Raw genomic sequence first — 22671 nt, 5'->3', positions numbered from 1 at the left:
TATAACATAGAAAAGATTTTTTTTAAACATGAAAAACCCCCTTTTAAAGGGGATTTTAATTTCACCTAATCTCTTGGATTTCCCTCATAATTAACTGTAACAAACCCATTATCACAATCAACTTCTGTACTAAATGCATTAGACCAGTCCATAGAAGCTATCAAAGCACAATCCTCTTCATCCGGAACAGCAATAGTAATTGCAAAACCATCATTGTTTTTTCCAAAAAGAGAATATCCTGGACGAGAATCTGTACCAACACCCATACCATTATAAGCTTTCATTAAACCTGTATCAACAAATGCACTTTTAAAAGTTCTTGAGCCTCCACCAGCCCACTCACCAAATTCAGATGGTTGTGTCATTGTTCTAACTTGTTGAGCAATAGTAGCAACTTCAGCTTTAACATTATTTGATTTAACATTTCTTGTAGCCATAGTGTAAGCAGTGATACCTAAAACTGTAATAACAGCCATAATACCTAGCACACCAAGCATTTCGATCATAGATCTACCTTTTTCGTTTTGTTTTAATAACATTATTTTATATCCTTTCATTTCTAAAAAAATCTGGGGAAAAATAACATAAAACAAGATTTTATTCAACATCAAAAATAAAAAAAAGCCCCAACCAAAGTTGAGACTTTTAACAACCATATATTACAAACTAGTTATTATAATAAATAACGATTTCTTGTTCGTTAGAAGCACAAGAGTCATCACTTGTTGGTATTGTTGTTATAGATGTTGGAGCTGTACCTACACATTGAACTGCAGAAGCATTTGACCAATCCATAGAGTAAACTAAAGCTGCATCTTCATCGTCATCTAAATTAATAACAATAGCGAAACCAACATTGTCTTCACCAATAATTTCATAACCATCAGAAACACCCATACCGTTGTACTCTTTCATAAGGCCAGTATCAACGAATGCTGATTCATAATCTCTTGTAGAACCATCCCATTCACTAAATTCTGAAGGTTGAGTCATTGTTCTAACTTGTTGAGCAATAGTAGCAACTTCAGCTTTAATGTTGTTTGATTTAACGTTTCTTGTAGCCATAGTATATGCCGTAATACCTAGAACTGTGATAACAGCCATAATACCTAGCACACCAAGCATTTCGATCATAGATCTACCTTTTTGATTTTGTCTTGATAACATATTAAAATCTCCTTTTTTCATATTACATATCAATATTGTGTATAATATAACACAGGTTCAAAGAAAAGAAAAGCGTTTTTTAAAAAAAAACACAATTCAATCCTAATAAAATTCTTTTATTCAAACGTTATAGATAAGCCTTCAGAATCGCAATCACTTACGTCTATAGCCTCACTCCAATTTTGTTCTTTAACAATAGCACAATCCTTATCATCCCTCAATCCGATATGAATCGTAAAACTGGTATTTTCAATACCCGTAATAGTATATCCAGTCGTAGTCGCATTCGTATCCAAACCAACACCCATACCATTATGAGCTGGCATAAGTCCTGTATCAACAAAAGCTGACTTATAAGTTTTAGATGATCCCCAGTCCCCATAAGCTGCTGGCTGAGTAATAGTTTTTACTTTTTGAGCAATAGCTGAAACTTCTGCTTTAATATTATTACCCTTAACGTTTCTAGTAGCAATATTATAAGCTCCAATACCCAACATAGTAATAATACCCATAATACCTAAAACACCAAGCATTTCTATAGCAGATCTACCTTTTTGATTTTTTTCTAAGAACATAACTTCCCTTTCATCCTTATATGATGATATTTTAATAAAATTTAAGAGATAAAACAAGAAAATAATAAAATTACTTGCAAAATTATAAAAGCTGAATAAAATCCCATTGTTAACACGATTTATAAACCTAATTTGTAAAGTAATGGAAATATTATGTCTAATGGGACCACCCTGCGGTGGCAAAGGTTTTTTCAAAAAGAAATACCTTAGTAATTATCATATAATTAGTATGTCGTCACTACTTAGTGATAGCATCAAAAAATTTCCTGAAATAGAAACCTTCCAAAAGAAAGGTGAATTAGTACCTGATCAGATCACTCTTCCAATATTATCAGAAGAGTTAGAAAGGCTAGAAAGATCAGGAATTAAAAAAACCGTTCTCGATGGTTTCCCAAGAAACAAAGATCAGTCGATCTTTATAAGGAATTTCGATAATATCAAATTTATTGAAATCAAACCTAAAAATAAAACTCTGATCGAAAGATTCTATCTAAGACAAAAGCAAGAAGATAGAATTGATAATGATATTGAAACCTTCAAAAAAAGGTTAGAATTATATCATATAAGACAACCATCTATTGATGAAATGCTAGAAGGCAAATTTATTTTAAAATTACCAGACAGCGAAATCAAAGACGAAATCAAATTAAATGAATTAGAAAGATTTCTTTCTTCTCAAAGAAAAGCAATCTTTACTACCGTTTAATAAGAAAAGCAGCCTGCAAAGGGCTGCTTTTTTTTAATCAAAAAGCAAAAAAATATAATTTTTAAAATTTTTTATTTGATTTTTAAAAAACTATTTGTTATAAATTGCCCAAGTCCAAACAATGCGGGTGTGGTGAAATTGGTAGACACGCAGGTTTTAGGTACCTGTGCTTTACGGCGTGGAGGTTCAAGTCCTCTCACCCGCACCATTATAGATAAGGTTCGTTTAATTACGAACCTTTTTCATTTATATAAAACAAAACACAATTACCTTGATTTTTGATTTTAAAAGACTAAACTCTGAGAAGTAAATTAATTAATTATTACGGAGAATAAACTTATGAGTTTAAGCAAAGAAAAAATCAAAGGTCTAAAATACAACTTATCATTTGAAGTTAGTAAAGAGCTTTTCGAAGAAGAATTGATGAAAAAATTAACAGCATACCAAAAACATGCTGACATCAAAGGCTTCAGAAAAGGACACGTACCTCTAGACGTTATCAGACAAAAATATGAAGATTCTTTCATTAGCGAAACAATGAACGAAGCTATCAACACAGAATTAAGCAGTTACTTAAAAGAAAAAAATCTTTCACCTGCAACTCAACCACAAATCGAAATCACTTCATTTGTTAAGGATAAAGAGTTAAAATTCACAGCGGAATTAGAAGTTCTACCTGAAATCAAAGATAAAGATATCGAACTTTCAAAAATCACTGTTGAAAAGAAAGTTGCAAAAGTTACTGACCAAGTAATCGAAACTTCATTAAAACAATTAGCTGAAAGCAGAACTAGCACAGCTAAATTAGAAAAAGATAGAGCCACTAAAAAAGGTGACGTAGCTATTATCGATTTCGAAGGTTTCATTGACGGCGAAGCATTCCCTGGCGGAAAAGGTGAAAAACATAACCTAGAATTAGGTTCAAACTCTTTCATCGAAGGTTTCGAAGATCAACTAATTGGTAAAAACAAAGGCGACGAATTAGAAGTAAACGTAACTTTCCCTAAAGAATACCATGCTAAAGAATTTGCTGGTAAACCTGCTATGTTCAAAGTTAAAATCCATGACATCAGAGCAAAAGTTCCTGTTAAGATTGATGACGAATTAGCTAAACAAGTTGGTAGAAAAGACTTAGAAGATCTTAAAAATTCAATCAAAGAAATGACTCAAGATCACTATGAAAGCCTTTCTAAAAACGGAATGAAAGATTTAGTTTTAGACGAATTAGCTAAAGTTAAAATCACTCTTCCAGAAAGCTTAATTGAACAAGAATTCAACGCTATGTGGAAACCATTCGAACAACAAATTAAAGAAGATAAACTTTCTGAAGAAAATAAAAAGAAAGGTGAAAAGAAACTTAAAGCTGAACAAAAAGAATTAGCTGAAAAAAGAGTTAAACTTGGTCTTCTAGTTGCTGAAATTGGTAAAAAAGCTGAAATTAAAGTAGACGAAAATGATGCTCAACAAGCTATCATGCAAGAAGCTATGAGATTCCCAGGACAACACGAACAAGTGTTTAAATACTACAATGAGAATCCTCAAGCTATGCAAATGCTTAGAGCTCAACTATTTGAAGCTAAAATATTAGATCACATCGTTTCTCAAGTTAAAACTAAAGAAAAAGAAGTTAAACCTGAAGAACTAACTGGTCAAAAATAATTTACCGAATATAAGTTTAAAAAGAAAAGGTCTCAATCGAGACCTTTTTTATATTTTAATATCAATTTTTTCATCTAAGCAATATTTAAAATAGATATTAACACCATTTATTCTATAATTTTTCAGAAAAATATTCTTTCCACTTTCTATCAATAAGTCACCATTGGTTGGTATCAATGTATTTTTTTCATTAACTGTTATAAAATCTAACAATTTAATTTTAAATTTTACCTTATTTAAATTTATATCTTGTAAAAAAAAATCATCACCTATTAATTCTTTTGGAATATCAAGTTTTGCTTCATCAATCATACAAATTATAATTTTAATTAAATATTTAATAACTTGATTTAAAGATTCTAAATTTTTTATTGGAATAAAGTTATTTTTAACTAAAGTTATTTGTCTTTCATCAAAACTTTTTGATATCTTTTCTGCATTATTAATAAATTTTATAAATGCCTTATCTATACTTTGACTGCGTTCATTATTACACTTAAAACATAATTGCTTGTCTTTGAACTTTAAAGCACCACCTTTATCATTTTTAGAAAACTTAAAATCTTCATAAACACCGTCAAATACATTTTTTGTTTTATGAACAAAAACTTCTTTAGTATCTTCTTCTTTTGTTAAATCCCTAATAAAAGCAGCTAATATTTTGTGCTCTCTAGTCTCCGCTAAATTCTTATTGCAAAGAATACATAGTTTTTCTCCATCCATGATTATCCCCTTATAAAAATATCTCAACACAACGTTTTGGTAATTTTGATTTAGATGGAAGTGAAAATGATTTCGAAGTTTACATGCAGTAAATGAGAAAATTATTTCTCACAATCAGATAAAGTAAAATCCCCAAAATCTCTCATTAAACTATGATAAAATTCGAACTTCAGTTTCTAATTTTATATTATCTCTTTCCAAAACTACTTTCTGTATATGCGCAATCAAATCTAAGAAATCTTGAGTAGTCGCTCCACCTTTATTAATTAAGAAATTAGCATGCTTCTCTGACACAGCAGCTCCACCAATAGAAAAACCTTTTAAACCAGCTTGATCTATTAAAGCACCAGCCGAAGTCCCTTCTGGATTTTTAAAACAAGATCCAAAAGTCTTCTCACCCATAGGCTGCCCTGCACTTCTCTTTTTCTTTTGCTCAGAAATCTTCTCAGCTATCTCTTCTTGCACACCCTCTTCAACATTAAAAGTAGCCTCAACAATAAAATCAGTTATATCAGATTTTCTATAAACAAAACCACAATCCTTATTAGATAACTCACCAATATCACCATCTTCAGAAACAACCTTACAAGAAGCTAATACATCTTTTATCTCTCCACCAAAACAACCAGCATTACCAAATATAGCACCTCCAATTGTCCCAGGAATAGTCGACATAAATTCCAAACCTTTTAAAGAATTCTTACATGCAAAGTGCGATATAGAAACAGGCATAGCCGCAGCACCACAAACAACCTGCCCTTTATCATTCAACTCAATAGAAGAAAAAGCCATGCCCAATTTAATTACAACTCCCTTAACACCTTCATCAACAACCAACAAATTAGAACCCCCTCCAATATATTGAACAGACGTTCCAGGTCTCACCTGCTGCAAAAAGCAAACCAAATCATCTATATCTTTTGGCTCAAAAAACATCTCCGCTTCACCACCTGTTTTAACCCAAGTGTAACCAGCTAAAGATTTACCCATCTTAATAGTACCGCGAATATTTTTAAAATCCTTTTTTTGCAACATAAATTTCTCCTTAAATATATAACAAAAACAAAATAGCACATATAGAACAAAAACGCAACAAATTATTTTTTATAAAAGCATATATTTCTATGAAATAGAAAATAACATTTTCTCTCTTTATATAAAGAGTCTAAATAAAGAATTTTATTCTTAGATAAAATATAAATCTCATTAGGATTTCCGAAATCTTTTAAAATGCCATCCCATTTAATATCAGACAAATCACCTTTTTCAACCATATATAATTTTTCTCTATTCACTAACAAAGGCATTAATTTAGAAACTGTTATGTCTTTATAAGATCTATCAAATACTTTTTTATCATCAAATTTATACTTCTTCCAATTTTCTTCTAAAACTACGACAGTAGAAATATCTCTTTTATTTTGATCAAAATCTTTCACAAATTCAAAAACAACACTCCTATCTTCAGTAAAGGTAGGAGAACTCGGTTGATCATAATTCAAATAGTTCACTTTAAACACCCCAAAAACAATAAAATTAACTATTAACAATAACAGAGTAGATAAATAAATAAAAACTTTCTTTTTAACAAACCTATCAACAAAAGATATTAAAAATAAAAATATCAAAGGTATTATAAAATATAAATATCTAGGAGAATTCCAAGTTCTGCAGAATTCAACCAAAAGAAAAGAAAAAACTACAGAATAAAATAAAAAATATATATTAAACCCCTTATTACTTTTGGTATTTACTCTCCCATAAAAAACAATCAAAACAACAATTAAAAGAAAATAACTCAAATTAAATTGAATAAAATTTAACATTAAACCCCTCCAAGCAAAACCATACCATGATAACTTCCAAATATTTGATGACAAGCATAAGGCCATAAAATAAAAAATAAAGAAGCAGATAAAACCATAGAAACAAACAAAGATTTTATCTTCAACAAATCTCCCTTTTTATATAGATATATAATAGAAACTAAAAATAAAGGTAATATAAAAAAAACAAAATGATAATGCGTCATAACTCCCAGAATAGAAGTTATACCAATTTTTACCAACAATTTTTTATCAACATGGTTCTGCTCTATAAATTTAATAAATAGATAAAATATTAAAATAGTAAACAGAATAAACATCTCATACATTCTTATAAAAACTGTACTTGAAATAGCCTATGTATTTATCGCAAATAAAAATACAGTGAATAATGATAATAATTCTTTCTTAATAAAAAATTTAGAAAGTTTATATAAAAAAACAGATGATAGAATATAAATAAATATATTCAAAATAATTCCTGGCCATTTAGAAAATTTTCCATCTACAAATAAAGATTGAACAATATGCAAAACTATATAATAAAATGGTGGATGAGGCTCCTTATTTCCTACAACTTCTAAAAAATTAAAATTAAACATCTCTTCTTTTGAAATTTCAACATCCGATTTTAAAATATTACCATCTATAATTTTATTCCAATTATCTTCATTAATTCTTTCTTCAGCCCAACTATTATCATTAATTATTTCAAAAGAAAATATATCATCCGTGTGATAATATTGTTTATTATATCCTGCAAAAATTCTTAAAGAAACACCTAATAAAATTATTAATATTTTCATGTTATTTTTCAACAGTGCTCTCCTTTTTAAAAGAATAATTTTTATGTATTAAATAAGTTATTATTGTCATAAATATAATTATAATACCTTGAGACAAAATCAAACCTACTTTCAAAATTTCTTGAAAAATTATCATTAAAAATGAATTAATAAAAAATAATAAAATATAACTATTTATAGTTTTAAAATATTCATCCCTTATTCTCTTTTTAGATTTAAAAACAAAATATTTAAAATTAAAAAAACTAACATTAAATCCAAAAACATAATTTAAAAGAACAATAAAAATATAATTAATTTTACCTTCTAATATTAATGTTAATGAAATAAATATTAAATATCCAATAATAGTATTTAAGCCACCTATCATTAAATATCTTAACTTTTCTGATAATTTAAAAAATAAATTTACCATCTAAAACAACTCTTGATCCACTACATAAATAGGTCTATCTTTAACCTCATTATAAACTCGACCTACATATTCTCCAAGAACACCTAAACCTATCATTATAACCCCATTAAAAAACAAAATTATACTCATTATTGAAGCCCAACCACTTACAACATCTCCTAAATATAGTTTTTGATATATAATATAAAAAATCCAGATAAAAGATATAATAGACAAAAGAATTCCTAACAAAGTAAATAACCTTATTGGCATAATAGAAAACGAAAAAATACCATCAAAAGCCAGTCGAATCATCTTTGAGCAATTAAATTTAGTTTTTCCCTTAATTCTAGCGGGTCTCTCAAAATAAAGATCACATTTCTTAAATCCTGACCAAGACATCAACCCCTTCATAAAACGATTTTTTTCCTTTAAACACTTTAAAACATCTAAAACCTTTCTATCTAAAAGTCTAAAATCACTAACATCTTTTTCAACCATTTTATGACTCATGAAATTTATTATCCTATAAAAACAATAGGCTGTTACCCTCTTAAAAAAAGAATCTTTATTCCTTCTTAATCTTTTCATCAAAACAACATCAAACCCCTCTTTCCATTTTTCAACCATTTTTGATAATTCTTGAGGGGGGTCTTGCAAATCAGCATCAATAAAAACCGCCGCATCACCAGTGCAATAATCTACACCAGCAGTCATAGCGGCTTCTTTTCCAAAATTCCTAGAAAATGTTAAAACCTTTATTTTATTATTTATAAAGTGCCACTTTTTTAACAACTCAAAAGTAGTATCTGCAAAACTATCATTAACACAAATTATTTCATAATCATTTGAGATTTTTTTAACAATAGGAATTACTGTTTCAAAAAAAATATCAACCATTTTTTCTTCATTATAAAATGGAACTATAAGAGATAATTTAATACTTTTTCTATTTTTCATATACTACCCAAAAAAAATTTTAAATCGAAAAAAAATGCTAACATATAAAATATATCATCGCAACACAAAAGATAAAAATTCCTCCCAAATTTTTAGGAGGAATTTTAATTTTATTATAATGAAAATAACTTTCGCTTCAACTCTTCAAGTCCAAGCATTCCTGCTCCCGAAACTCGAATAATTTCACTCTTAGTAATTTTCTTTAAAGCTTTTTCTTTTTCATCCATTTCTTCATCCAAACAAAGATCTGATTTATTAAGAACAATAATCTCTTTTTTCTTCTCTAAATTCTTACCACCAAAAACTTCATTATAATCTTCTAACTCATTTCTAATAGATTCATAAGCTTCGACAACATCTTCAGTAGAAGAATCTATAACATGTAATATAGCCTTACATCTTTCCGCATGACCTAAGAATCTATCTCCAAGTCCTGCTCCATCAGCGGCACCCTCAATCAATCCTGGAAGATCAGCTAACACAAGCTCTTGCTCACCGTACTTACAAACACCAAGATTTGGATTTAAAGTAGTAAATGCATAATTAGCAACCTTCGGTTTCGCTCTAGTCAAAACAGATAATAAAGTAGATTTACCAGCATTAGGAAAACCAATAAAAGCAATATCAGCAATCAATTTTAATCTTAACCAAACCCACATCTCCTCAGCTGGCTCACCTGGAATACATTTTCTAGGAGCTTGATTTGTAGATGATTTAAAGTGAACATTACCTAATCCACCTTTACCACCATTCAACATTTTAATCTCTTGACCTTCTTTAACCATATCAGCCAAAACAGTTCTTCCATCTTCTGCTAAAATTTCGGTACCAACTGGAACTTTAATAATAAGATCCTCCGCAGACTTTCCAGTCTTAACCTTCTTCATACCATTTTGCCCAGCAGAAGCTTTAAAATGCTGTATAAATCTAAAATCAATAAGAGTATTTAAGTCATTAACTGCTCTAAATATAACGTCACCACCACGGCCACCATCACCACCATCAGGGCCGCCATATTCTACATATTTCTCACGACGAAAAGAAGCGATACCATCACCCCCCTTACCTGATTGAATAAAAATCTTTGCTTGATCTAAAAATTTCATAATAATTTCCTTATAATTTAGCTCTCTACATACTATAACACCAACCCCGAAATTTCAATAGAAAAAGAATATAAGAAAAAATCTAACAAAAACCAGAAATAGTTGAAACAAATTTTTACCTATCCCTTTTAAATTCTCGCTTGCAATTTAGAATCAGTCATATTAAACTACAATTCCAAATTATTAGGATTATGGACCTAAATCAGAGAAAAAATTTAGAAAGGTTAAAAAGTGATAAAAGTATTCGGCCACAAAAACCCAGATGCAGATAGCACTATATCATCAATAGCAGTTTCAGATGTGCTAAACAAAACAGGTAGAGCTTCAACTGCTTGCACTCAAGGAGACTTAACAAACGATAGTACATGGATATTAGAAAAATTCTCTCTTGAAGCTCCAGAATTAATAGAAGAAGTTAAAGGCGAAAAAGTAGCCCTTGTAGACACTACAACAAACGAACAACTTCCTCAAGATATTGAAGAAGCAAAAGTTGTTTTCGTATTAGACCACCATAACTTAGGAAGCCTTAGAACTTCTGCTCCTTTAGAAATGTGGATCAGACCTGTTGGATGTTGTGGAACAATCATACAAGAATTATATAATCATCACAATCTTGAAATTCCTAAAAACATAGCCGGAGCCCTTATTGCTACAATATTAAACGATACAGTTATGTTCAAATCTCCTACAACTACTGAAGCAGACAAGATTGCAGTAGAAGAACTAAACAAAATCGCTCAAATAAACGTAGAAGAAGTTGGTATGGAAATGTTCAAAGTTAAATCTGACGTTAATCTTCCTGCAGAAAGATTAATCAGAAGAGACTTCAAAAACGTTGCTGTTGGTCAAAATATGTTCGGCATAGGACAAATAGAACTTATCGATGCTGATCACATTTCCCCTTCTAAACAAGAAGAAATCATTTCTGAAATGAACCGAATTAAAAATGATGACGGATACGAAACTGTTATAATGATAATCACAGATATCATAAAGCAAAGCAGTTACTTGCTAGTAGTATCTAATGACATGTTCCGTATAGATAAAGCCTTCGATACTAAGATTGAAAACAATGTATCAAAATGGCTTCCTGGTGTAATGAGTAGAAAAAAACAAATCATCCCACCAATCTTAAGTGGATCATATTAAAAAATAAACCTCCCATCTGGGAGGCTTTTTTATACAAACTCATTTGAAAAATTTTTAGCTTGATAAAAATCAAACATAATATATCTTAAAGACTAAGTAACCTTTAAATAAAAAAGAAATGAAAAAATACGTAGAGTACTTTATTTTTGTTCCTTCAGTTTCACCCATCTATTATGAAACAGAAGAAATTAGTGACAATTTATATATGGATGAGATCATCCAAAAAGCCATTAAAAATAATGCCTTTGGATTTAAAACATTTGAAGCAAATGGCCCAAATAGCACACAAGAAAATAAATCAAAAACAATCTTCCTTGTTAAAGAAAATGAATGTGAACTTTTCACCCTTAAAAAACTAGAAAAAATCACTGAGTTTAAGTCCAAGATCGAAAAAGACACTATCACCGGTCTAATAAACCTAATGAAAGAAATGGAAAATATGGAATATGTTGTAAAATGCTACAACGGCTTCTGGACCAACTTCATAAAAGATAACGACCAATTGATGGAGATTAAAGAACAGTAAGTAAACTGCCAAAATTAAACAATTTATTTTTTCAAAAAAAGCCTCCAACTTATGAGGCTTTTATTTTTATTTCTTTTTAGGAATATCTACCATCTTACAAATTCCATACTTTTCAAAAACAGCTTTTATCTGCGGATTATTCCCCTCATAAATATTTCTATTTAATTCCCATAAACCACCTTCTTGTGTTCCATCAATATTATCCAACTTAGTAGAATGCCAAAACCTTCTCTTAATAAGCTTACACTTCACACCATTCTTCATAGTCATAGCTTTAAACCAAACATCGTCTGCATGAGGAGCCAATTTCATAAAAACATCATCTCTAAATACATCTTCATCAAAATACTCTTTAACAAATAATGTTCCACCACCAGTAGTAGGAAGGATATTTATATCCGCTTTAAAGTATAAAGGAAATTTCCTCCACTTTTTATAAGACAACAATTCTCCCTTAGAATTATATTTCATCATACGACCTCTCATACAATGTAACAACTCCGGTTCTTTTAAATAAGCATTATATAATTTTTCAACGATATCATTTTTATAAAAAATATCATCATCAAAAGTGATTATTATATCATTCGGATATTTCTTCAAACTAGGAACTAACTTTTTATACGACCTTATATCCTTACAAAAACCAACTTCCAACTTACCTTCATCAACAAGCGATTTTAAACTCGCAGGAATAGTCTCCAAACTGAACTCATCTTCAGCCAACCAAAGAACGATTTTGTCAGCTTTTTTTGTCTGCTTCAACAAAGTCTGAATAGTCAAATAAACTGTATCAACTCGCTTCCCATAACTAGTCAACGACAATATAATTTTCTTCTTTTTAGTCATACTGAAACCCACCTATTTTTTATTAACTTTTTTAACCTTCAAAAAGCAATCATAAATATTCTTTTTAACCCTATCAATTTCATCATTAGAAAGCTCATAATTCTCACTAATATATTTTTTCAAATCATCAATTTCATCTAAATCTTTTGGATATAAAAACTTAACCTTTTTTCCAAAAACAGAATAATAATCATTAAATTTATACTCACCACCAACAACCAAATCAGAAAGTCTCAAGGCGAGATTAGGAATCTTCAATGCATCTGCAATAATCAAACCATGCATAGCACTAGACAACACCGTTTCACACTCACAAACGCCCTCTATAAAATCTTTAGGATTTCGGCTAATATCAAGGATTTTCACCCTATTATCCCCGTCGAATCGTTTTAAAGTAGGATGCTCCTTATCCACATAATGAGGAATAATTCCAACATCATATTTCTTTTCTTTCTTTTCAAAATCCACAAACTTATCAGCTATCAAACCCCAGTCACCAAGAACAGTTTCACTACAATCAACGCCCATACTTTCAAGTCTAGCCTTAGTAGTTTCACCTCTAACAGCCACAGGTATAATATTTTTATGAATCAAATCTTTTTTAAAAGGAGATGGCTGAATAAACCCAGTTCCAAGCAACGTCAAATCATCTTTTTTCTTAAACAAATTTTTAAAATGAAATTTAGTCCCATCCTGCAAAACTTTATCAATAATACTACCTATCATAAAGTAATTAGCCTTCCATGGTTTCACCCTTTTCCAATCATCAAAAAGAGCATCAAACATGTGCTTGTTTAACACATCACCAAAATTATTTTTATGCCTAGAATGAAAACACTTTTTCATTTAAAATTCCTCCTAAAAATTCTCATCTTAAATAGTCATATTATTATAATATAGCAATCCCTTCTTATCAAGCTAATTCACAAAAATAATTAGCCATATTTTCACAACTTAAAATTTCATTTTCCCTTGACATGACCAAACAATTCCCTTAACTTAAATTAGATAAATAAGTTAAACCTAATTAAATCAAAGTTTATGAATCTCTACCTTGTATTATTAAAATGTTCATGCTCATGTAAGCAAAATCATGAAACCATCGAAAAGATAGAACAAGACACTGTTCTAGAATCTATCATTCAAATAGCTTTATCAAACAAAGCTTATGGCTTCTACGCATTCAACGCTGAGTCTCCCGAAGGCAAAAGAGAAAACGTTAGCAGCAAAACTTTTCTGGTAAGCAACGAACTCGATGTCTTTTCAAAAGACACTCTTTCATCTAACATACACGATGAAAAAGACATCATGATTGCCAAAGAAGTATTAGACACTTTCAATGTAGACACTATTGTAAAAACATACAATAGATGCTGGGTTCCTTTTATACCCGGTGACGAACTACAAGTGTGCAGACCCGTGGCGACAGCCGTATAATAAAAAAATTTAAAAACCCAAGGCTTCTAATTATAGAGGCCTTTATTTAATCCCCATCATCACAGTGATCTTCTTCACAAAAAAACCACTCCTCATCATTATCCTTTAGAGATGCCCAATCCCAACGAATTAGAGCTCGAAGAAAATCATAAATAGGATAAAATATCACCAAAAGTATAACTAAAAACCAAACTAAAATCATTCTCATAAAAAAACTCCAATAAAATAAAAAAGCCCGAGAGTAAAAACAAACGGACTGGGAGTTCAAAACTGCGTAAAGACAGCGCGGGCTTTTAGCCGAAGCCTGGACATAACCCTGCCTCCCAGTCCCTAAAGACAAAGAAGGCAGTTTTTTGTTTTCGATCTGACCTTTTCAGGTTCTGCTAGCAGACCGCTTTACGAGAGGTTTTGAAGCCCCAATCAGATAATCACCCGATATAAAAATAGTGTACCATCGGCACACCATTTAATCAAGAATTATTTTTTTAAATTTTTAATTTTCCAATACTTTTTCTATAAACTCTATAGAGTCAAAACTATTTCTTAAAATTTCAAAAAATTTATCATCTGAATAATTTATATTTTTATCTGAAAAAATATTCTGATATAAATTTATATTTGTTAAAGCAGATTTAGAATCGACAGGTTTAATCAAGTTACTAATTAAATACCATTCCGATAAATTTTTCCTTAATTCTCTAAACTGAAACAGATAAATAATATTTTTTCTCTCTATAGTTGAAAGTCCATTTCTCCAATAACCATACCTTTCAGATATCTTACTATCTAAAAGCCTATTAATAAGAGATGGATCTTCTTTTAAATCCAAAAACATTTGCAAATTATATTCATATATTAATAATAATACCAAATGTATTTCAGGAATAAAAACAAATTCACTATCTGAATTAACAAAACTTTGTAATTTATTAAAAATTTGTTTTTGCATTCTAGCAGAAAAATTAAATAAATTTGAATAATAAGAAAATGTATCCGATAAAACATCATCAATATTTTTTAAATTAAATTGATCCTTAAAAGAAAAAGTTAAAACTCTTTTCTTATCATACTTTAAACCGATATCATTAAAAAGATAATTTGAATAATTTTGAAAATCCACTTTTGGTAAATTGAAATTTATATCAACAAACCTTCTATAATATCCATCAAAATCTTCTACTCCATAAATACATTTAACAGCACTTTGTAACTGATTTTTATTTGAAGATATGACAAATTTTAAATTATTAACATCAAAAAAATGCTTTATAATTTCTAAAGTATGAACTGCAAAATCAGGTCTACATCTGTCTAACTCATCAACAATAAGTAAAATACTTTTGTCTTTCAAAAAATCACTCAAAGTCTTTTTAAATTCATCTTTTAACTTTTTATTTCTAAAGTATTCAGATTTTTTAAATTCATCATCATTTTCCAAACTTTTTATAATTGAATCAATTCCTCCATCTATATTAAATTCCTTATCAAAAGTATCTTTTATTTTTAAATTAGCTTGTTGTTCTATATATCCAATACCAGCTTTTAAAGCAGTTTTAGCTAAAGCACACCCTATAGATTTTAACTTTTTATTTACTATATCATTTTTAGTGCTAAGTTCATTAGTAATAGAATATATTATTGGCATTAAAGGATTATCAGAAAGATCATCTTTCCAGATATCTAAATATATAATATTATCAAAATCACTTTCTAAATACTTCTTTAACCTATGACAAAACACTGTTTTACCAACACCAAAATCTGCATTTATACCAAATACATCTCCATTCTCAGAGTTTTTAATTATTTCAGCAATTTTAACAACTATAGGTGAAACTTTTAAAGTATCTTTATAATCATAAGAATTACTTTCAATATCTTTTATTAATTTAAAATTATCCATTCATAACCTCCATTACTATAAATTTAAAAATTAATTGATAACAACTATATTAAAATAAATCAACAAGAACAAATTCTCATAAGAAATTTTTTCCAAAGTATTTTAATTCAAGAAAGTCAAAGTAGATTTTAATTTTTAGGAGTGTATAAATAATACATGACTGAAAATTAAGAATCGATACTTTGGCTTAAATTGGGTTAAAAGACACAGGAAAAATAAACTTGATTTTTTCTGTTCTAAGTTCTAAAATCAGAAACAGAAAAAGGAAGTTTAAAAGAATGATAAATGAAATAAAAACAATCCAACTGGCTGAAGCCCTATCGGAAAAATACTTAGAGTACGCTATGTCTACAATCGTATCTCGTTCCCTACCGGACGTGAGAGACGGTCTTAAACCAGTACATAGACGACTACTATTCGCAATGCGTGCATTAAGACTTGCACCTCAATCCGGCTTTAAAAAATCTGCCAGAGTCGTCGGCGACGTAATCGGTAAATATCACCCACACGGTGACACAGCAGTATATGACTCTATGGTTCGTTTAGCACAAGACTTCTCAGTACGTTTTCCACTAGTAGATGGTCAAGGAAACTTCGGTAACGTAGACGGTGATAGCCCAGCGGCAATGAGATATACAGAAGCCCGTCTAACAGAAATTGCAATCAAACTTATGGAAGGTCTAGACGAAGACGCAGTTGATTTCGTACCAACTTACGATGGCGAACACAACGAGCCTTCAGTTATGCCAGGTTGCTTCCCTAACCTTCTAGCAAACGGAGCAATGGGAATCGCCGTAGGTATGGCAACAAATATCCCTCCTCACAACGTAGACGAAGTTTGTGCAGCTTTACTTTACCTAATCAAACATAAAGAAGCTACAACAAAACAATTAACAAAATACATCAAAGGACCTGACTTCCCAACTGGCGGAATAGTTTGCGAAAACCACGACACTATTTCAAGAATTTACGAAGAAGGTAAAGGCGCTATTAAATTAAGATGTAAATGGGAAAAAGAAGAACTAGGTAGAGGCGCTTATCAAATAGCTATCACTGAAATCCCATACCAAGTTCAAAAATCTCGTTTAATAGAAAAAACAGCTGAGCTTATCAACAACGGAAAACTAAACACAGTTGCTGACATCAGAGACGAATCTGACGAAAACGTTCGTATCATAATCGAACCAAAGAGCAGAATCATCGAAGCTGAAAAACTTATGGCTCAACTATTACAAAACACTGACTTTGAAATCAAATTCAACTACAACATGAACGCACTAGATTCAAAAGGTGTTCCAAGAGTTATGCCTCTAAGAGAATTCCTACAAGAATTTATCGATCATCAACAAGTAGTTCTAGTTCGTCGTAGTAAATATAAGCTAGATAAAATTGAGCACAGATTAGAAATCTTAAACGGTTTATTAATCGCGTACTTAAACCTAGACGAAATCATCAACATCATCAGAAACAATGATGAACCAAAACCATTATTAATGGATAGATTTAGTCTAAGCGACGTTCAAGCAGAAGCTATCTTAAACATGAAATTAAGACAGTTAAGAAAACTTGAAGAAAACGAAATTCTAGAAAATAAAAAAATGTTAGAAGCTGAAAGAGATCACCTTAAAGAAATCTTAGATTCAGAAGAATTACAACTTCAAACAGTTGCAACTGACATAGAAGAAACTAAAGTTAAATTCGGTAAGAAAACTAAAGTTGGTAAAAGAAAAACTAAAATTGATAACGAAGCTGAAACTCTATCTTACAACGAAGCTGACTTCGTAGTTAGAGAACCTCTTTCAATAATCATTTCTGAAAAAGGTTGGATCAAAGCCCTTAAAGGACATGTAGACCTAACTCAAGATTTCGCATTCAAAGACGGTGACAAACTTGGCTTTGCAATACACTCCAATTCAGCACATAAACTATTAATATTTGCTGACAATGGAAGGTTCTATACAATCGACCCTGCAAAACTTCCAAGAGGAAGAGGTTTCGGCGAACCTATCAACCTAATGATAGAATTAAAGACTGCAAAAATAGTTCAAATCTTCGATTACAACGACAAGACAGATGAAGAAAAAGAAATCCTTCTAGCTTCAAAAAGTGGAAACGGTTTCAAAACCCCAATAGCAGAAACTATTGCCTCAACTAAAAACGGTAAAACTGTTATGGGATTAAAAACTGGAGATACTCCTGTAGTTGCTAAAATCATAGAAAAAGATGATGACCTTATCGCCATAACAGGTAATAATAGAATGTTGTTAATATTCGATATTAATGAATTACCAACACTTGGAAAAGGTAAAGGTGTAATCCTTCAAAAGTATAAAGAAAAGAAAACTCATCTTAGCGATGTAATCTCATTCAAATCACTTGAAGGTTTCTCATGGGCAAGCGGCAGCAAAACATATTCCGTAAAACCAGCAGACGTTGAAATGTGGAAAAATAATAGAGCTAAGGTAGGAAAAATGGTTCCCTACGGCTTCCCTAAAAACAACAAATTCTAATAAATATTAAGAGGTTCGAAAGAGCCTCTTTTTTATAAAAATATTTTTTCCACTTGCAATTGCATATTTTATGTTTAAAAATAATTCATCAACGTTTTATAAACATAATTTAAACCTATTATGAATTATCTACTAAATCAAAATCTAGAAACTAACAATGTTTCTGTAAACGATTTTCTCTTTCTTGAGGTTCGTGGTTTCAAAAAAACTCAAAAAGGTATTTTTCTAGGATGGTCAGATGATGGACTTTACATCATCATCCAATACAGAAGAAATGTACAAAAAATTCGCAGCAGAAAAATCAAATCTGTTAGAGTTGGAGCTACGGCACATATCAAACCAAAAAAGAAAAAGTATATAAACAAAAAACGCCGTCTGAAAACTAAAAACATAGCGGCATAAATTTAGGGACCTTCATGGTCCCTATTTAATTTTCCTTGACTTATCAAGTATATTAAATATATTGGACTCAAATTAAATAATTTAAACCTAGTACATATGAATAATAAAAAAGTAGTAATTATCAAAGCCGGAGGCTCTTCTATCGGAAGTTTATATGATTCCGAAAAAATAAAGGAGAAACACTCAAAAATTTATGAAATAATTAATAATTATAGTTCTAAAGGTTATAAAGTAATTATTGTAAATTCTGCACTTAAAGGATTTACTAGAGCCCTTATTGCATCTAGCTTTCATAAAGAAGGAACTGCCGAATATCATGAAAATTTAGCAATTGGAGAGTTATCTACTGCCAATCTTTTAAATAATAATTTAAAAGCAATGGAAATAGAGAGCGCTTTAATGAATGAACAACAATTCCAACATCCTGTAAATCTAAAAAAGAACGGAAATGGATTAGAAATCCTAAATGTCAACACTCAAGATATATATAGAGTGCTTGAAAGTGGTTATGTACCAATAATACCTGGCTTTATTGGCCGAATACATGGTAGATGGGGAACAATTTCTTTAGATGGCTCTGATATCAGTGCCATAGAAATTGGAATAGCTTTAAAAGAATCTAAATTCTATGGAATAGTAGAAGTTGTTCTTCTTAAAGATTATGCCATCTATAATAAAGACCCTAAAGAAAAGGATGCAAAACACCTTCCTAAATTACATTGGGATGAAGCAATTGCATTAACAGAGGTATGTGGTGATTTTGTGCACCCTAAAGGAATACAAAAAGCCCAAGCATCTGCTCTCAATATAAATATATTAACATTTGAGGGAGAAACGAGTATTATAGGAAATTAATTAAACTACTGATTATAAAAAAGGAGCCATTTGGCTCCATTTTTATTTATTTTTTCTTAGGCTTTAACGCATCCGCAATTCCACTCAACTCAGTCGGAAATAAAACAATCTTTTGAGATGAAGAATTAGAAATATCTTTAATAGTTTGCAACGTTCTCATTTGCATACTCAAAGGACTCTTCTCTAATAATTTCGCAGCCTCTAATAATTTTGCCGAAGCCTGAGCTTCCGCATCAGCAGCAATAATCATAGCTCTTCTATTTCTTTCTGCCTCAGCTTGCTTTGCCATAGCTCTCTTCATATCTTCTGGCAACTCAACTTCTTGCACATTAATAGAATCTACATCAATACCCCATTTATCAGTTTCAGCATCAACAATCTTCTTAATTTCATTACCAATTCTAACTCTTTCAGAAAGCACTGCATCTAAATCATTAGTACCAATAACATCTTTCAGCGCTGAAAGCGTTAATTGAGAAACAGCATAAACATAATTGGAAATCTTAATCACAGCATCCTCTGGATTTTTCACTTTAAAATAAACAACCGCATTAATATAAACCGGAATATTATCCTTAGTCATAACCTCTTGCTTAGGAACATCCACTGTCTTAATTCTCATATCAACCTTTCTAAGTTCCTGTATAATAGGAAACACCCAAGTCAACCCAGCCTCTCTAGTACTACTATAAGAACCAAGTGTAAAAACAACACCCTTTTCATATTGCATAACAACAGTTAAACCTGAAAGGATTAAAAATCCTATCACTACTAATAAAAACATTAAATCCATATTTACCTCCAATATTTAATCACAATTTATTTAAATAATAATTTAGAATCGAAATTGAAACAATAAAAAATTTATTTCACAAAAATCTTTTCTACAAAAACACCAACACTTTCTTCAGAAACCTTTTTCAATTTAGATAAATCAACACTAGATTTAAACAACTCTATTCCTTTTCCTAACTCATCAGGAACAAATGTAATAATATATTCATCAATAAAACCTTCATCATGAAATTGCTTAACTATATTTGCTCCACCAAATAACCAAACGGCTTTTTGAGAAGAACTCTTTATTTGGTCTATAAACCAATCCACTTCACCTTTACAAAAATTAATTTCTTCTCCTTTAGCAATATCTGGAACTGGGAACCTTCCATCAGAAAAAACAAAAATTTTCTTTCCTTTATAAAGCCATTCATCAGGACTTAATTCAGGCAATTGTAAATAAGATTTAGATCCCATAACTATAACATCTATACTATCCATAAAATCACTAAATTTCTTGCTGGCAGTTTCTTCCATAGGATATCTATTTAAAAAATCAACTTTACCATTTTCGTCTGCAACAAATCCATCTGCAGAACTAGCCATATTCAATTTAATTTTAACCATAAAAACCTCCAATTTATATAAAAGAATTATACTATAACAACACATTATATAAAAGTAAAAACGCCCAAATGGACGTTTTTAATTTCCTTATATTAAATTAATTATAATTCTTTCAAACTAACTATAGCTGAAATACCAACTAAGATATAAACAATTCTAGCTAAAACAGAACCCGCTCCAAAAATCCACGCAACTAAATCAAAATTGATAAGACCAACAAGCCCCCAATTTATACCACCAATTATTGTTAATAATAATGCAACTGTATCAAATGTTTTCATGATAACCTCCTTTTCTTAAGTTTCATAATAACAACTTAAATTAGAACAAGTATCACAAAATAAATCAAATCAATAAATACTACAAAACAGTAACTGTTTTTTTTACTAATAAGCTTTTATTAAATCCTTTATAAAATTAATTTGCATTCTAATACGACCGTCATTCTTCATAGAATATACTGTGTAAAGTAAATCCAAAGATTTCAACAATGCTAAGATATTAATCTTTTTAATATCAGTTTCTTTTCCAATTTTTTTATCATATTCATTTATAAAAATATCAAAATGCTTATTATTTCTAAGCCTAACTTTGAATGATGCTAAATCCCAATATCTTTCTTCAATAGCAGCTCCTGCCCAATCAATAATACCAGAAACTTTACCATCATCATCCAATAAAGAATTATAAAATGAAAAATCATTATGAATGATAGATAAATCCTTTTTCAAAAAGAAAGATTTAAACACCATTGAAATTATTTTAAAAGTTTCCTTAAAAGAAAAATATTTTTTAACAAAGAACAAACTTAAAAAAACGCCTTCAAGCTTCAAAGATAACAATCTACATTTCCTTTTTATTTTTCCATTAGCTTCTTTTAAATCAATAAAATGCAATTGCGATAAAAAATCAGCAGAAGAGGATAAAGTAACATTAACATCTTTAACAACATCTGATTTATCTATAAGTGTTTTAACAACATGTCCCTTTAATATTTTATAAGAAAGCCCTTTTATATCTTTATGTAAAGTAATATTAGGAATCTCCACATCAACTCTCTCTGAAATAAAATCACAATTATTTTTTTCTATTTTATTAACTGAATAATCATATTTCTTTCTTTGAAATTTAAACAATATATCTCCAACTAAATAAGCTTGTGAAGTTATTCCAAAACCTAATTTTTTAACTTCCTCATTATGATAGTTATCTGCAAAGTACTGTAATATTTTTTCTTCAGACATAGAATCTTTATGCAAAAACAAATTCCTAATCTTAACCCTTAAGTTCTTACTAGGAATAAAAGTACAAATTAAATTTATCAAAGCTTTTTTCAAATCAAATCTCCTTAACAAAAAACTATTAAAATAGAATACCAAACAATAATTTTTTTTCAAGGAATTAGAAAAAGAATGGTGGGCTGACGGGGGTTCGAACCCCGGACCTACTGATTAAGAGAGAAACAGGTCAACTTATAAAATAATATTAAAAATAGCATCAACTCATTGAATAAATTAAATTTTTACAATGACAGGCTTCAGATAAAAATAATATTTTTTAAAGAAAAAGTTTTAAAAGTAGCTATTAAACTAAATTGGAATATATTTAATCTTTAAAAAATCTTTAAAAGTTTTTAGGGATAAATATATGTTTAGGTACTTGGTTATAACAATCCTACAATTAAAAAATTTTATTATTACTATCAAGTTAAATT

Annotated in this window: 26 protein-coding genes and 1 tRNA gene; 9 read left to right on the top strand and 18 right to left on the bottom strand. The window is 29.8% G+C overall.

From position 1 onward, the window contains the following. Positions 1–65: 65 nt before the first annotated feature. The 3 genes from N4A44_00220 to N4A44_00210 form a co-directional block, all read right to left on the bottom strand. Positions 66–539, bottom strand: coding sequence for a hypothetical protein (locus tag N4A44_00220; protein MCT4552073.1), 474 nt, complete (start codon positions 537–539; stop codon positions 66–68). 127 nt (positions 540–666) lie between these two features. Further along, positions 667–1167: a type II secretion system GspH family protein gene (locus N4A44_00215; GenBank protein MCT4552072.1), complete on the bottom strand. Its 501-nt coding sequence runs from the start codon at positions 1165–1167 to the stop codon at positions 667–669. 116 nt (positions 1168–1283) lie between these two features. After that, positions 1284–1742: a hypothetical protein gene (locus N4A44_00210; protein ID MCT4552071.1), complete on the bottom strand. Its 459-nt coding sequence runs from the start codon at positions 1740–1742 to the stop codon at positions 1284–1286. Between the two features lie 160 nt (positions 1743–1902). Between N4A44_00210 and N4A44_00205 the strand changes: the two genes are divergently transcribed. The 3 genes from N4A44_00205 (at position 1903) to tig (ending at position 4107) form a co-directional block, all read left to right on the top strand. Further along, a complete protein-coding gene (locus tag N4A44_00205; protein ID MCT4552070.1) occupies positions 1903–2448 on the top strand; it encodes a nucleoside monophosphate kinase in 546 nt (181 codons plus the stop codon). 123 nt (positions 2449–2571) lie between these two features. Next, positions 2572–2656, top strand: a tRNA-Leu gene (locus tag N4A44_00200). 131 nt (positions 2657–2787) lie between these two features. Next, entirely contained in the window at positions 2788–4107 is a 1320-nt protein-coding gene (tig, locus tag N4A44_00195; protein ID MCT4552069.1) for a trigger factor, read from the top strand. A 48-nt stretch (positions 4108–4155) separates the two neighbouring features. Here the strand turns inward: tig and N4A44_00190 are convergent, their stop codons facing one another. The 7 genes from N4A44_00190 to obgE all read right to left on the bottom strand — a co-directional run bounded on the left by N4A44_00190 (position 4156) and on the right by obgE (position 9922). Then, the gene (locus N4A44_00190; GenBank protein MCT4552068.1) at positions 4156–4830 is read right to left on the bottom strand and encodes a hypothetical protein; all 675 of its coding nucleotides are present in this window, start codon (positions 4828–4830) and stop codon (positions 4156–4158) included. Positions 4831–4980: 150 nt separating this feature from the next. After that, entirely contained in the window at positions 4981–5865 is an 885-nt protein-coding gene (gene murB / locus N4A44_00185; GenBank protein ID MCT4552067.1) for a UDP-N-acetylmuramate dehydrogenase, read from the bottom strand. A 62-nt stretch (positions 5866–5927) separates the two neighbouring features. Next, on the bottom strand, positions 5928–6341 hold the full coding sequence (locus N4A44_00180; protein MCT4552066.1) for a hypothetical protein: 414 nt from the start codon (positions 6339–6341) through the stop codon (positions 5928–5930). Positions 6342–6655: 314 nt separating this feature from the next. After that, on the bottom strand, positions 6656–6781 hold the full coding sequence (locus tag N4A44_00175) for a hypothetical protein (protein MCT4552065.1): 126 nt from the start codon (positions 6779–6781) through the stop codon (positions 6656–6658). Positions 6782–7012: 231 nt separating this feature from the next. After that, the gene (locus tag N4A44_00170) at positions 7013–7474 is read right to left on the bottom strand and encodes a hypothetical protein (GenBank protein ID MCT4552064.1); all 462 of its coding nucleotides are present in this window, start codon (positions 7472–7474) and stop codon (positions 7013–7015) included. A 403-nt stretch (positions 7475–7877) separates the two neighbouring features. Beyond that, complete coding sequence (locus N4A44_00165; protein ID MCT4552063.1) at positions 7878–8816, bottom strand: glycosyltransferase family 2 protein; 939 nt, start codon at positions 8814–8816, stop codon at positions 7878–7880. 113 nt (positions 8817–8929) lie between these two features. Continuing rightward, entirely contained in the window at positions 8930–9922 is a 993-nt protein-coding gene (gene obgE / locus N4A44_00160; protein ID MCT4552062.1) for a GTPase ObgE, read from the bottom strand. 231 nt (positions 9923–10153) lie between these two features. On the opposite strand from obgE, the gene N4A44_00155 reads away from it, so the two are divergent. Both N4A44_00155 and N4A44_00150 read left to right on the top strand, forming a co-directional pair. Continuing rightward, positions 10154–11071 (top strand): manganese-dependent inorganic pyrophosphatase, encoded by a 918-nt coding sequence (locus tag N4A44_00155; GenBank protein ID MCT4552061.1) that lies wholly within the window; start codon positions 10154–10156, stop codon positions 11069–11071. A gap of 118 nt (positions 11072–11189) precedes the next feature. Further along, positions 11190–11597, top strand: coding sequence for a hypothetical protein (locus tag N4A44_00150; protein MCT4552060.1), 408 nt, complete (start codon positions 11190–11192; stop codon positions 11595–11597). A 66-nt stretch (positions 11598–11663) separates the two neighbouring features. On the opposite strand, the gene N4A44_00145 is transcribed toward N4A44_00150, so the two are convergent. Beyond that, entirely contained in the window at positions 11664–12446 is a 783-nt protein-coding gene (locus N4A44_00145) for a hypothetical protein (protein ID MCT4552059.1), read from the bottom strand. A gap of 12 nt (positions 12447–12458) precedes the next feature. Continuing rightward, positions 12459–13292 carry a polysaccharide pyruvyl transferase family protein gene (locus N4A44_00140; protein ID MCT4552058.1) on the bottom strand — a complete coding sequence of 278 codons (834 nt, stop codon included), beginning with the start codon at positions 13290–13292 and terminating at the stop codon, positions 12459–12461. Positions 13293–13487: 195 nt separating this feature from the next. Here N4A44_00140 and N4A44_00135 point away from each other — a divergent pair, with 195 nt between their 5' ends. After that, positions 13488–13883: a hypothetical protein gene (locus N4A44_00135; GenBank protein MCT4552057.1), complete on the top strand. Its 396-nt coding sequence runs from the start codon at positions 13488–13490 to the stop codon at positions 13881–13883. 46 nt (positions 13884–13929) lie between these two features. On the opposite strand, the gene N4A44_00130 is transcribed toward N4A44_00135, so the two are convergent. Continuing rightward, the gene (locus N4A44_00130; GenBank protein ID MCT4552056.1) at positions 13930–14091 is read right to left on the bottom strand and encodes a hypothetical protein; all 162 of its coding nucleotides are present in this window, start codon (positions 14089–14091) and stop codon (positions 13930–13932) included. A 285-nt stretch (positions 14092–14376) separates the two neighbouring features. After that, on the bottom strand, positions 14377–15786 hold the full coding sequence (locus N4A44_00125; GenBank protein ID MCT4552055.1) for a KAP family NTPase: 1410 nt from the start codon (positions 15784–15786) through the stop codon (positions 14377–14379). Positions 15787–16064: 278 nt separating this feature from the next. Between N4A44_00125 and parC the strand changes: the two genes are divergently transcribed. The 3 genes from parC (at position 16065) to N4A44_00110 (ending at position 19553) form a co-directional block, all read left to right on the top strand. Beyond that, positions 16065–18296, top strand: coding sequence for a DNA topoisomerase IV subunit A (gene parC / locus N4A44_00120; GenBank protein MCT4552054.1), 2232 nt, complete (start codon positions 16065–16067; stop codon positions 18294–18296). 120 nt (positions 18297–18416) lie between these two features. Continuing rightward, positions 18417–18698 carry a hypothetical protein gene (locus N4A44_00115; GenBank protein ID MCT4552053.1) on the top strand — a complete coding sequence of 94 codons (282 nt, stop codon included), beginning with the start codon at positions 18417–18419 and terminating at the stop codon, positions 18696–18698. A gap of 96 nt (positions 18699–18794) precedes the next feature. Continuing rightward, a complete protein-coding gene (locus N4A44_00110; protein ID MCT4552052.1) occupies positions 18795–19553 on the top strand; it encodes a hypothetical protein in 759 nt (252 codons plus the stop codon). Positions 19554–19599: 46 nt separating this feature from the next. Here N4A44_00110 and N4A44_00105 read toward each other — a convergent pair whose 3' ends face one another. The 4 genes from N4A44_00105 to N4A44_00090 form a co-directional block, all read right to left on the bottom strand. Then, complete coding sequence (locus N4A44_00105) at positions 19600–20346, bottom strand: slipin family protein (protein MCT4552051.1); 747 nt, start codon at positions 20344–20346, stop codon at positions 19600–19602. A gap of 71 nt (positions 20347–20417) precedes the next feature. Next, positions 20418–20957, bottom strand: a complete 540-nt coding sequence (locus N4A44_00100; GenBank protein MCT4552050.1) for a dihydrofolate reductase family protein — start codon at positions 20955–20957, stop codon at positions 20418–20420. A gap of 101 nt (positions 20958–21058) precedes the next feature. Continuing rightward, on the bottom strand, positions 21059–21238 hold the full coding sequence (locus tag N4A44_00095; protein ID MCT4552049.1) for a DUF378 domain-containing protein: 180 nt from the start codon (positions 21236–21238) through the stop codon (positions 21059–21061). Between the two features lie 105 nt (positions 21239–21343). Next, positions 21344–22294, bottom strand: coding sequence for a phosphotransferase (locus N4A44_00090; protein MCT4552048.1), 951 nt, complete (start codon positions 22292–22294; stop codon positions 21344–21346). Between the last annotated feature and the right edge of the window lie 377 nt (positions 22295–22671).

This window comes from Alphaproteobacteria bacterium, from assembly GCA_025210155.1.
GTDB lineage: Bacteria > Pseudomonadota > Alphaproteobacteria > Rs-D84 > CASDRH01 > JAOASE01.
The sequence above is the reverse complement of the archived record's forward strand: the minus strand, read 5'-3'. Positions and strand labels throughout refer to the sequence as shown.